At 55.7% G+C, this 11,486-nt stretch carries 10 protein-coding genes; 2 read left to right on the top strand and 8 right to left on the bottom strand.

All coding sequences use genetic code 11. From position 1 onward, the window contains the following. Window positions 1-55 precede the first annotated feature (55 nt). The 8 genes from rseP to rpsB all read right to left on the bottom strand — a co-directional run bounded on the left by rseP (window position 56) and on the right by rpsB (window position 7,720). Entirely contained in the window at window positions 56-1,423 is a 1,368-nt protein-coding gene (rseP, locus tag RGU70_RS10215) for an RIP metalloprotease RseP (RefSeq protein ID WP_322209290.1), read from the bottom strand. Next, window positions 1,420-2,592, bottom strand: a complete 1,173-nt coding sequence (gene ispC / locus RGU70_RS10210) for a 1-deoxy-D-xylulose-5-phosphate reductoisomerase (RefSeq protein ID WP_322209289.1) — start codon at window positions 2,590-2,592, stop codon at window positions 1,420-1,422. The genes rseP and ispC overlap by 4 nt, the downstream gene beginning before the upstream one ends. Window positions 2,593-2,605: 13 nt before the next feature. Continuing rightward, window positions 2,606-3,424, bottom strand: coding sequence for a phosphatidate cytidylyltransferase (locus RGU70_RS10205; RefSeq protein WP_322209288.1), 819 nt, complete (start codon window positions 3,422-3,424; stop codon window positions 2,606-2,608). Further along, complete coding sequence (gene uppS / locus RGU70_RS10200) at window positions 3,424-4,182, bottom strand: polyprenyl diphosphate synthase (RefSeq protein ID WP_322209287.1); 759 nt, start codon at window positions 4,180-4,182, stop codon at window positions 3,424-3,426. Before uppS ends, RGU70_RS10205 begins: the two co-directional genes overlap by 1 nt. Window positions 4,183-4,379: 197 nt before the next feature. Continuing rightward, window positions 4,380-4,940 (bottom strand): ribosome recycling factor, encoded by a 561-nt coding sequence (gene frr, locus RGU70_RS10195; protein ID WP_322209286.1) that lies wholly within the window; start codon window positions 4,938-4,940, stop codon window positions 4,380-4,382. A gap of 118 nt (window positions 4,941-5,058) precedes the next feature. Further along, entirely contained in the window at window positions 5,059-5,775 is a 717-nt protein-coding gene (pyrH, locus tag RGU70_RS10190; RefSeq protein WP_322209285.1) for a UMP kinase, read from the bottom strand. Between the two features lie 152 nt (window positions 5,776-5,927). Then, window positions 5,928-6,809, bottom strand: a complete 882-nt coding sequence (gene tsf, locus RGU70_RS10185; RefSeq protein ID WP_322209284.1) for a translation elongation factor Ts — start codon at window positions 6,807-6,809, stop codon at window positions 5,928-5,930. Between the two features lie 164 nt (window positions 6,810-6,973). Continuing rightward, on the bottom strand, window positions 6,974-7,720 hold the full coding sequence (rpsB, locus tag RGU70_RS10180) for a 30S ribosomal protein S2 (protein ID WP_322209283.1): 747 nt from the start codon (window positions 7,718-7,720) through the stop codon (window positions 6,974-6,976). A 297-nt stretch (window positions 7,721-8,017) separates the two neighbouring features. Between rpsB and map the strand changes: the two genes are divergently transcribed. Both map and RGU70_RS10170 read left to right on the top strand, forming a co-directional pair. After that, complete coding sequence (map, locus tag RGU70_RS10175; protein ID WP_322209281.1) at window positions 8,018-8,830, top strand: type I methionyl aminopeptidase; 813 nt, start codon at window positions 8,018-8,020, stop codon at window positions 8,828-8,830. 26 nt (window positions 8,831-8,856) lie between these two features. Beyond that, on the top strand, window positions 8,857-11,409 hold the full coding sequence (locus RGU70_RS10170; protein WP_322209280.1) for a [protein-PII] uridylyltransferase: 2,553 nt from the start codon (window positions 8,857-8,859) through the stop codon (window positions 11,407-11,409). Window positions 11,410-11,486: the final 77 nt, after the last annotated feature.

Below are 11,486 nucleotides of genomic sequence, written 5' to 3'. Positions count from 1 at the left end.
GACGGAGATGCCAAAACAGGATCGCCGCCAAACCTACCGCAAGCACAAGAATCGATCAACTAAATGCCAGTCGCACGATGTCGTTGAATGCCGCTACCAGCATCAACATCAGCAAGAGACCCATTCCGGCGCGCTGCGCGATGTTACTGAAGCGTTCCGACACAGGGCGACCAGTTAAAATCTCTAGCGAATAATACAGTAAATGCCCTCCGTCCAGCACGGGAATGGGCAGCAGGTTCATTACCCCGAGGCTGATACTGATGAATGCAATGAAGCTGAGGTAGCTCACGACGCCGATTCGCGCCGTTTGTCCGGCGTAGTCCGCGATCGTAATCGGGCCTGTGATATTTTTCCATGACACCTGCCCGACAAGCATTTTCCCTAACATTTTCACGGTCAGAAAACTGGTATTCCATGTCTTCTGCACTGCCTTCGACAAGGCCGGTATCGGAGCATCGCTAATCGTCGTCATTTCCGGCGCCATAGGTAGTTCTACCTTAATGCGGCCGATTTCCACGCCGTTTTCAACGACGGTATCCGGCACCAGATCGGAACTAAATTCACGTTCATCGCGCAAGCCATGTATCTGCAATTTTTTGCCGGGTGACGCCCGCACCAGTTCAAGCAGCGCCAGGCCGTCTACAATCCGTCGACCATCGATATCAAGAATCAGATCGCCACTTTGCAAGCCGGCGCGTTCTGCCGGCCCCGGTGCAATTTTCCCCAATGTGGCTGGCGGCCTCGCCAATACCAGTCCCAGCTTGCCCAGAAAATCGGTTTCCAGATCCTCCACGGTCAGCGAGGCAAGCGACAAACTATAGGTGTCGAGTATATTTCCACCGCCAGAGCCAGAATTCACGCGACTCGTATCCAGTCGCGCGGTCGATTTATCCAGGACCAGAGGCAAGAGCTGGCCGCGCAGCTCAGTCCAGTTCTGCACCGGATGTCCATTAACCGCCGTAATCAGCTCGCCTCCGCGCAGCCCGGCCTGATAAGCCACCGATTGCTCGGCGACCTGCCGCAGTTTTGGCAATGGGTCCGGTACGCCATGCATGTAAAGACCGGCAAGCAACAGGATTGCCAGCACAAAATTGGCGAGCGGACCCGCGGCCACAATCGCAATACGCCGCCATACCGATTGCCCGGTAAACTCGCGGCGCAGATCGGTGCTCGACAAGCGGCTGACATCTTGTTCACGCGCATCGAGCATCTGCACGTAACCGCCTAATGGCAGCACCGACAATGCCCATTCAGTCTGATCGGGGCCGAAGCGACGCGAAAAAATCACACGCCCCATCCCGACCGAGAAACGCAACACTTTGACGCCGCACAGGCGCGCCATCCAGTAATGGCCAAGTTCATGCACGACGATCAGCGTGCCGAGAGCGACCGCAAAAGCCAGTAAGGTATGCAGTAAATTCATCGGTTCAGCCCTGCCGTCGCCGTCGCACGCGCCAGACGATCTTGCTCCAGCAGCGTCTCTATGTCAGTCACTGGCTGCGATGGCAGACTGTCCATTACCCGGGCGATCAGTTGATCGATCATGCGAAATCCAATTTGTTGGTTCAGAAACGCCTCCACTGCGATTTCATTGGCGGCATTCAGGATGGCCGGTGCACTACCGCCCTCTCTGAGGGCATCATACGCAAGCTGCAAACAGGGAAAACGTTGCATGTCGGGACGCATAAAAGCCAGTTGACCAATCTGCACCAGATCGAGTTGCGCAACCCCGGATGCGATGCGGTTCGGGTAGGCCAGAGCATGGGCGATCGGTGTGCGCATATCGGGATTGCCAAGCTGCGCCAGTACCGAACCATCGACGTACGACACCATCGAGTGAATCACGCTCTGCGGATGGATCAGCACTTCGATATTGTCAGCCGGAGCGCCGAACAGCCAGTGCGCCTCGATCACTTCCAGCCCCTTGTTCATCATGGTCGCGGAATCAACCGAAATCTTGCGCCCCATCACCCATTTCGGATGCGCTACTGCCTCGTCCGGCGTCACCGTCGTCAGGCTTTCCACGGCGCGATGGAGGAACGGCCCGCCCGAAGCCGTCAGCATAATTTTGGCTATGCCGTGCGACGTCAGAGAACGCTGATAATCATGCGGCAGGCATTGAAAAATAGCGTTGTGTTCGCTATCGATAGGCAGCAAGGCCGCCCCATTGGCCGCAACGGCATCCATCAGCAATGGGCCGGACATCACCAGCGCCTCTTTGTTGGCCAGCAAAATTTTCTTACCGGCATGGGCTGCTGCCAGAGTGGAAGCCAGCCCGGCGGCACCAACAATGGAGGCCATCACGATATCGCAGGCAGCGTCGGCGGCGACCGCGCATAGCGCCTGCTCGCCATACTCCACCTCGGTATGCAGACCTTGCGCGCGCAGCAGAGCGCTCAAGGTGTGCGCTGCCGCTGCCGTACCGACCACTGCCACGCGTGGGCGAAACTGCGCGCATTGAGCCGCCAGCGCATCGACACTGCGATGAGCCGTCAGGGCATGTATCGTATAAAGCTCAGGATGACGCGCCACGACGTCAAGAGTGGCTTTGCCAATCGAGCCGGTAGATCCCAGGAGGGTAATTGCCTGCATCAGGAATAGCGCCTTAGATCGACAGTGTTAACAAAGCTGCCAGCGGCAGCACCGGTATCAGAGCATCAATACGGTCCAGCACACCACCATGACCGGGCAACAGCGTGCTGCTGTCCTTGAACCCGGCACGACGTTTGAGTTGCGATTCAAACAGATCGCCAACGACACTGGCGGCAACCAGCAGAGAAAGAATAACGAACCAGATAGCCCATCCCCAGCGCTGCTGTACCTGCGCAGAGAAAGTGTCCTGAAGGGATGGCAGTATGGCGCTGCCTGCAGCCACCAGCAAGACTACCAGCCAGCCGCCGATAGCGCCTTCCCAGGACTTGCCGGGAGAGATACTGGGAGCCAGCTTACGCCTGCCCCAGGCTTTGCCGCAAAAATAAGCGCCGATATCAGCGAGCCAGACCAGCGCCATCACCGACAGCAAATACAGAGGCGAACGCAAAAACAGCGTAGCGATAGCAATAAAGCAGCCGAAAATCGCCATGCCATAGCTTATCCCCAGCAAGTTGTTGCCGAGTGAAGCCAGAACCGGCAAACCGGTTCTGAGCGCAGGCACGAAACGAATCGCCCACAGCGCCACGCACAGAACAAATAACAGTGCGATATTGGGAGGAGAAGGATTGAGCATTGCCACCACGATCAGCGCGGACCAGACGACGGCAATTAACAGCGGGCGACGGAAACCAAACAGCCGCGCGCTTTCCCATGATGCTGCAAAAAAAAATACCAGTGCGACCAAAGCAAATGCGCCGAAATGCCGGAAATACAGTATCGGCAATAAAATTGCCAGCAAGACCAGCGCGGTCAGTACCCGTGTTTTGAGCATCAGGAGATCTCGCCTGGCTGGGCCAACTGGGCGCTGGTGCGGCCGAACCGCCGTTCACGCTGACGGTAGGAGGCAATCGCCTCGTCCAGCGCGGCAGCGTTGAAGTCTGGCCAGTACGTTTCAGTGAAGTAGAGTTCGCTATAAGCCAATTGCCATAGCAGAAAATTCGAAATGCGCTGTTCGCCGCCGGTGCGGATAAACAGATCGGGTTCCGGCGCATAAGCCATCGCCAGATGCGGTGCCAGCGCTTCTTCGGAGAAATCAGCGACACCCGGGTGTTCGCGCACCAGTTTGCCGACGGCCTGCATCACATCCCAGCGCCCGCCGTAATTAGCGCAAATGCTCAGCGTCAGGCGTTGGTTGCCGGCAGTCAATTTTTCACCACGAGCGATCATGTCCTGCAGTTTCTGATCGAAGCGAGACAGATCGCCGATCACTCTGAGCCGAATGCCATTGGTGTGCATCCGGCCGATTTCACGCTCCAGCGCCGTCATGAACAAGCGCATCAGCAAGGACACCTCATCCTGCGGCCGACGCCAGTTTTCCGAGCTGAAAGCAAACAGAGTCAGGTATTCAATACCGCGTTCCGCGCAGGCCTCGACGATAGCGCGCACGGCTTCGACGCCTTTGCCATGTCCTGCAACACGCGGCAGGAAACGCTTGGTCGCCCAGCGGCCATTACCATCCATGATGATAGCCACATGACGCGGCACAGCGGAAACGGCCGGTACCGATTGTGTAGAACTATGATGTTTCATAAAACTCAAGTGATGGGCCATTCATACGCTAGGCGATGAAGGTGTGAAAACGGGCCTGAAAATGGACGGGAGAACGAATCTAAGAGCTAAGACTAAGAGCTTACAAAAAAACAAAACAGGAATACGCAAAAAATTTTTGTTATGCCCGCATCCTGTACCAGCCGTGAAACTGGCCGACATTATGCCGGCCACAAAAACTACACCGTCAATACTTCTTTTTCCTTGTCGATTACCATCTTGTCGATATCGGCAATCGATTTGTCTGTCAGTTTTTGAATGTCTTCCTGGGCGCGGCGCTCGTCATCTTCGGAGCAGGTTTTATCCTTGACCAGCTTTTTGAGGCTTTCGTTGGCGTCGCGACGGATATTGCGCACAGCAACCTTGGCATCTTCTGCTTCGCTCTTGACCAGCTTGACCATTTCCTTGCGGCGCTCTTCCGTCAATGCCGGGGTCGGGACGCGGATCATTTCACCTTGTGTGGCCGGATTCAAGCCCAGGTCAGCATCGCGGATCGCCTTTTCAATGGCACCCACCATTTTCTTTTCCCAAGGCTGCACGCCTATCGTACGAGCGTCAATCAAAGTCAGATTGGCGACCTGCGAAATATGGGTCGGCGTACCGTAATAATCGACCTGCACATGATCCAAAATACCAACGTGCGCGCGGCCGGTACGAACCTTCGCCAGATCAGCTCGCAGCGTTTCCAGCGACTTTGCCATTCTTAATTCAGAATTCTTTTTAACCTCAGCAATACTCATGCTGCCTCCTATGGGAACCGATAACTTTAAATAATTTTAAAACGGGGCATTACCCCCGCGATGAATACGTCATTGCATGCGTCTTCCGCGCAACTTCCAACAGAGATTGCAACGCCGTTTATACGTGTACCAGAGTGCCTTCATCCTCACCCATGATAATGCGCTTGAGCGCACCCGGCTTGACGATAGAGAACACCTTGATCGGCAATTTCTGGTCGCGACACAGCGCGAAAGCGGTAGCGTCCATGACCTGCAAATGCCGGGAAATGACTTCATCGAACGTGATGGTTGAATACCGGGTCGCAGCAGCGTCTTTTTTCGGATCGGCGCTATAAACACCATCCACCTTGGTGGCCTTGAGTACGATTTCAGCACCGATTTCAGCACCGCGCAAAGCAGCCGCCGTATCCGTAGTAAAAAACGGATTACCGGTACCGGCTGCAAAAATCACGACTTTGCCCTCTTCCAGATACTGCAATGCTTTGGGACGAACATACGGTTCTACCACTTGTTCGATCGCAATGGCAGACATTACCCGGGCAACGATGCCGGCTTGACGCATGGCATCGGCCAAGGCCAACGAATTCATCACGGTCGCCAGCATGCCCATGTAGTCGGCAGTCGCCCGGTCCATACCTTGCGCACCGGGAGCGACACCGCGGAAAATATTGCCGCCACCAATGACGATGGCCAGCTCGATACCCAGCTGTGCGACTTCGGCGACATCCGCCACCATTCGCTCTATCGTGACGCGATTAATGCCGTAGGCATCATCGCCCATGAGCGCTTCGCCGGAAAGTTTAAGGAGTACTCGCTTGTAGGCTGGTGTTGTCATTGGCTGGGTTCCGTCGTGCTATTCGATTGTACTGATTGTACTTGCAGTCCTGATTGGTGGTGGCTTGCGCCCCGTCGTTGCCGTGAATGCAAGCAGCAACCACGATCAGTCATGCCAAAAAAACGGGCCTTTCGGCCCGCTTGTTCCTGCTGTTACTGCGCTTTGGCGGCTGCCACTTGCGCGGCAACCTCGGCAGCGAAGTCATCCTGCTTCTTCTCAATGCCTTCACCGACGACAAACATCGTGAATGACTTCACAACAGTATTCGTCGCCTTGAGCATCTGTTCTACCGTTTGCTTGTCGTTTTTGACAAACTGCTGATTGAACAAAGAAACTTCTTTCAGGAACTTCTGTACCGAACCTTCGACCATTTTAGTAACGATCTCAGCCGGCTTGCCAGATTCAGCCGCTTTCAGTGCGGCAACCGAGCGTTCTTTTTCGATCAGTTCGGCTGGCACCTGGTCAGAAGACAAGGCTACCGGCTTCATCGCGGCCACATGCATGGCAACATCTTTACCGACTTGCTCATCCGCGCCTTCAAACTCGATCATCACGCCGATGCGGGTGCCATGCAGATAAGAAGTCAGCGAGGCCGGTGTTTCGAAGCGCGCAAAACGACGAATCGTCATGTTTTCACCAATACGGCCGATCAGTTCAGCGCGCTTGGCTTCGACTGTCGAGCCGTCCAATGCCAAAGCGCCCAGAGCAGCGACGTCAGCCGGGTTTTTCTCGGCAACCAGTTTCGCAACCGCAGCGGACAGGGCCAGGAACTCATCATTTTTTGTCACGAAATCGGTTTCGCAGTTGATTTCCACCAGTGCGCCGACTTTACCGTCGATGTACGAAGCAACAACGCCTTCCGCAGTCACGCGGGACGAAGCCTTCGAGGCCTTGCTACCCAGCTTGACGCGCAACAGTTCTTCCGCTTTGACCAGATCGCCATCGGCTTCGGTCAGTGCTTTTTTGCATTCCATCATCGGTGCGTCAGTTTTTGCGCGCAGCTCGCCTACCAGTGCAGCCGTAATTACCGCCATATTGTTTCTCCTAAACGATGATGCTCGTCGGTGCGACTCAATACATTGAGTGCAGCGACAGAAAATTCCGAAATTTACTTAAAAAAAAGGGGCGAACCGCTGTTACCCCTTTTTTATTACCAGCGCCCGCCGAAGCGGACGCTTATTTCTATGGGCAGGAACAATTACGCCTGTTCGCTGACTTCGACGAATTCATCGCCGCCCTTGATTGCTTCGACCACTTCGTTGACTGCAGCAGCGCGGCCTTCGAGGATTGCATCGGCTACGCCGCGTGCATACAGGGTGATGGCTTTAGCGGAATCGTCGTTGCCAGGAATGATGTAAGCCACGCCTTCAGGGGAGTGGTTAGTATCGACCACACCGATGACAGGGATACCCAGCTTGGCCGCTTCAGTGATAGCGCCCTTGTGGTAGCCGACGTCGATCACGAAAATGGCGTCAGGAATGCCGCCCATGTCCTTGATACCGCCGATGGATTTTTGCAGCTTGATCATTTCGCGGGAAAACAGCAGTGCTTCTTTTTTGCTTTGTTTTTCAGCCGAACCGTCAGCAATCGCCGCTTCCATGTCTTTCAGACGCTTGATCGATGTCTTGATCGTCTTGAAATTGGTCAGCATGCCGCCGAGCCAGCGCTGGTCGACAAAAGGCATGCCGGCGCGTTGTGCTTCGAGTGCAATGGTTTCGCGCGCTTGGCGCTTGGTACCGACGAACAGGACAGTGCCGCGGTTGGATGACAACTGGCCGATATACTTCATCGCGTCCTGGTACATGCCCAGGGTTTTTTCCAGATTGACAATATGAATTTTGTTGCGATGACCAAAGATGTACGGAGCCATCTTAGGGTTCCAGAAACGGGTTTGGTGACCAAAATGGACACCGGCTTCCAGCATTTCGCGCATGGTTACGGACATGATTTATTTCTCCAGGGTTAGGTCTGGAATCCATCCGGTCACCCTTCCGGGCACCCTTGTCGGATGAATTCGCATTTTTACTTCAATAATTCAATAAGACTACCAATTCACTGCCCGGATAAGGTTCCTCCAAGCAAGCCCGGCATTCTACCCTATAAGCACCCTCCTGTTCAAGCGCCGCGCAACTACCCACCCCACTTACGAGGATACAACCAGCCTTACATTGTGCCGTTAGCTACAAGCAAACGCTGCGTCGCTTATAATCCATGATTGAATTTCTATCTGGTACTGGTACTTATGAGCAATATTTCCATCAAAACGAACGCCGATATCGAAGGCATGCGCATCGCAGGCAAACTGGGTGCAGAAGTCCTGGACTTCATTACCCCTTACGTCAAACCGGGCGTCACCACCGGCGAACTGGACCGTCTGTGCCACGACTACATGGTCAATGTGCAAGGCACCATCCCCGCGCCGCTGAATTACTGCCCGCCCGGCTACACGCCTTATCCGAAGTCAGTCTGCACCTCCCTCAACGACATCATCTGCCACGGCGTTCCCGGCGACAAAGTGATGAAATCCGGCGACGTGCTCAATATTGACGTCACTGTCATCAAGAACGGTTACCACGGCGACACCAGCCGCATGTTTTTCGTCGGCGAACCGTCCATCCTGGCGCGTCGCCTGAGCGCCATCACCTACGAATGCATGTGGTTGGGCATAGACAAAATCAAACCGGGCGCGCATCTGGGCGATATCGGTTACGTCATTCAACAGCACGCAGAAAAAGCCGGCTACAGCGTCGTGCGCGAATTTTGCGGCCACGGCATCGGCACCGTTTTCCACGAAGAACCGCAAGTGCTGCATTACGGCCGTCCGGGCACCCTGGAAAAACTGGAAGCCGGCATGATTTTCACCGTCGAACCGATGATCAACGCCGGGCGTCGTGAAATCCGTGAAATGGGTGACGGCTGGACCATCAAAACCAAAGACCGCAGCTTGTCAGCGCAGTGGGAGCATACCGTCCTGGTCACCGAGACCGGCTATGAAGTGCTGACCGTATCGCCCGGCATGCCGCCGCCATCGTCCATCATCGACAAAGCCGCCTGACCGATCCCGCCATCAGAAAAACGACCATGCCGCCACTCGCCGCCACGCTCAAGAAGCAATTAAAGACTCAGCGCCTGACGGCACTGGCAGCATTTACGGAAGACCAAAGGCCGGATCGTCTGCTGGCGCAATTGCGGCGCAATGTCGATGCCGCACTGATTCAAGCCTGGACCGACTACAAAATGCCCGCCAGTGCAACGCTGGTGGCCGTCGGCGGCTACGGCCGCGGCGAACTGTTTCCGTTTTCCGATGTGGACGTCCTGGTTTTGCTGAGCGACGCACCGGACGAGGCCTTGCAGGCAAAGCTCGAAAAACTGGTGCAACTGTTTTGGGACATGGGCCTGGAAATCGGGCACAGCATCCGCACCGTGGACGAATGTCTGAGCGAAGCAGCGGCCGACATTACGGTACAAACCTGCCTGCTCGAAGCACGCATCGTCGCCGGCAACGCCATCTTGTTTTCTACTCTGCTCAAGCGTTATCGGGAAGCGCTCGATCCAACCGCCTTTTTCGAAGCCAAGATGCTCGAATTGCGGCAACGCCACACCAAATACGAAGACACACCCTACAGCCTGGAACCGAATTGCAAGGAAAGCCCCGGCGGCATGCGCGACCTGCAAGTCATTCTCTGGGTAGCGCGCGCCGCCGGTCTGGGCGATTCCTGGAGCAAACTGGCCAAACGCGGCCTGATTACGCCTACCGAAGCCCGACAACTGACGCAAAAAGAACGTGCGCTCAAGGACATCCGCATCCGGCTGCACCTCGAAGCCGGCCGACGCGAAGATCGCCTGGTCTTCGACCTGCAAACCCCGATCGCCAAAACTTTCGGCTTCAAAACCACCGATACCCGCCGCGCCAGCGAATACCTGATGCAACGCTATTATCTGGCCGCGAAAACCGTAACGCAGCTCAATGCCATCCTGATGCAAAACATCGAGGCGCAGTTATTCCCGCAGCACAGCGTCCCGCGCAAGATCAATGAACGATTCAACGAACTCAACGGTTTCGTCGACATCAGCCACGACGACACCTTCGAAACAGCGCCCAGTGCCATGCTGGAAGTATTCCTGGTGATGGCCGAAAATCCGGAATTGAAAGGCATGTCAGCGCGCACCATGCGGGCGCTGTGGCACGCCCGTCTCAATATCGACAACGCCTTCCGGCGCGATCCGGTCAATCACCAGCTGTTCATGAAAATCATCCAGGCCAAACAAGGCGTCACCAACGCCTTCCGCCGCATGAACCAGACCAGCATTTTGGGCCGCTACCTGCCTAATTTTCGCCATATCGTCGGACAGATGCAGCACGACCTGTTCCACGTCTATACCGTCGATCAGCACATCCTGATGGTATTGCGCAACATGCGCCGCTTCCAGCGCAGCGAGCATGCGCACGAATACCCGTTTTGCAGCCAACTGATCGCCAATTTCAGCCAACCCTGGATTCTGCTGGTGGCCGCCCTGTTCCACGACATCGCCAAAGGACGCGGCGGCGACCACTCCCAGCTTGGCATCGCCGATGCGCGGCAATTCTGCCAGCAGCACGAGATCTCGCCGGAAAATACCGAACTGATCGAATTTCTGGTGCAACACCATCTGAGCATGTCGCAAGTCGCGCAAAAACGCGACCTGTCCGACCCAGACGTCATCGCCCAGTTTGCAGCCAGTGTCAAAGACGAGCGCCACCTGACCGCGCTCTACCTGCTCACCGTGGCCGATATCCGCGGCACCAGCCCAAAAGTCTGGAACGCATGGAAAGGCAAGCTGCTGGAAGACCTGTATCGCATGACCCTGCGCGTGCTCGGTGGAGAAGCGCCATCGGCCGACCGTGAATTGAAAAATCGCCAGCAGGAAGCAATCAAAACCCTGCGCCTCTACGGCATGGACAGCGATGCCCATGAAGCCTTCTGGCAATCGCTCGACCTGTCCTACTTCCTGCGCCACGATGCCTCCGAAATTGCATGGCAGACACGCTCCTTTTTCGACAAAATCGACAGCCCTATCCCACTGGTGAAATGCCGTCTGGCCCCCATAGGCGAAGGCGTCCAGGTGGCCGTCTACGTCAAGGACAAAAATGATTTGTTCGCCCGGATTTGCAGCTACTTCGACGAAAAAAGTTTCAGCATCCTGGATGCCAAAATCCACACCACCAAACACGCCTATGCACTCGACAGCTTCCTGATCAGCGCCCCGATGTTCGCCCACAATTACCGCGACATCATCAACCTGATCGAACACGAACTGGCCGAATTGCTCAGCTCGGAACAAGCCCTGCCCTCACCGAGTCGCGGCCGTCTGTCGCGCCAGTCGCGAACCTTCCCGCTGGTGCCGACCGTGAATTTGCGGCCGGACGAACGCGGCCAGTATTACCTGCTGTCGATCTCCGCCAATGACCGCAACGGCTTGCTGTACAGCGTCTCCAGCATCCTCGCCAAATACCAGATCAACCTGCACACCGCCAAGATCATGACCCTGGGCGAACGGGTCGAGGATGTGTTTCTGGTCGATGGTCAGGCGCTCAATAATCCGCGCAACCAGATCCAGCTGGAAACCGAGCTGTTGCAGGCCTTGCGCGTATAAGCAGACCGCCGCGCCCGCCCCATGCGCTCAGATAGCCGATTGCCAATAAAACCGCAGCCCTTTTAACTTTTCTATTT

The organism is Herbaspirillum sp. RTI4, assembly GCF_034313965.1.
Taxonomy (GTDB): domain Bacteria; phylum Pseudomonadota; class Gammaproteobacteria; order Burkholderiales; family Burkholderiaceae_D; genus Herbaspirillum.
The sequence above is the reverse complement of the archived record's forward strand: the minus strand, read 5'-3'. Positions and strand labels throughout refer to the sequence as shown.

Bases quoted from the DNA above. Each gene is read 5' to 3' on its own strand.
- rseP (WP_322209290.1), bottom strand. From the start codon at position 1,423: ATGAATTTACTGCATACCTTACTGGCTTTTGCGGTCGCTCTCGGCACG.
- ispC (WP_322209289.1), bottom strand. From the start codon at position 2,592: ATGCAGGCAATTACCCTCCTGGGATCTACCGGCTCGATTGGCAAAGCC.
- RGU70_RS10205 (WP_322209288.1), bottom strand. From the start codon at position 3,424: ATGCTCAAAACACGGGTACTGACCGCGCTGGTCTTGCTGGCAATTTTA.
- uppS (WP_322209287.1), bottom strand. From the start codon at position 4,182: ATGAAACATCATAGTTCTACACAATCGGTACCGGCCGTTTCCGCTGTG.
- frr (WP_322209286.1), bottom strand. From the start codon at position 4,940: ATGAGTATTGCTGAGGTTAAAAAGAATTCTGAATTAAGAATGGCAAAG.
- pyrH (WP_322209285.1), bottom strand. From the start codon at position 5,775: ATGACAACACCAGCCTACAAGCGAGTACTCCTTAAACTTTCCGGCGAA.
- tsf (WP_322209284.1), bottom strand. From the start codon at position 6,809: ATGGCGGTAATTACGGCTGCACTGGTAGGCGAGCTGCGCGCAAAAACT.
- rpsB (WP_322209283.1), bottom strand. From the start codon at position 7,720: ATGTCCGTAACCATGCGCGAAATGCTGGAAGCCGGTGTCCATTTTGGT.
- map (WP_322209281.1), top strand. From the start codon at position 8,018: ATGAGCAATATTTCCATCAAAACGAACGCCGATATCGAAGGCATGCGC.
- RGU70_RS10170 (WP_322209280.1), top strand. From the start codon at position 8,857: ATGCCGCCACTCGCCGCCACGCTCAAGAAGCAATTAAAGACTCAGCGC.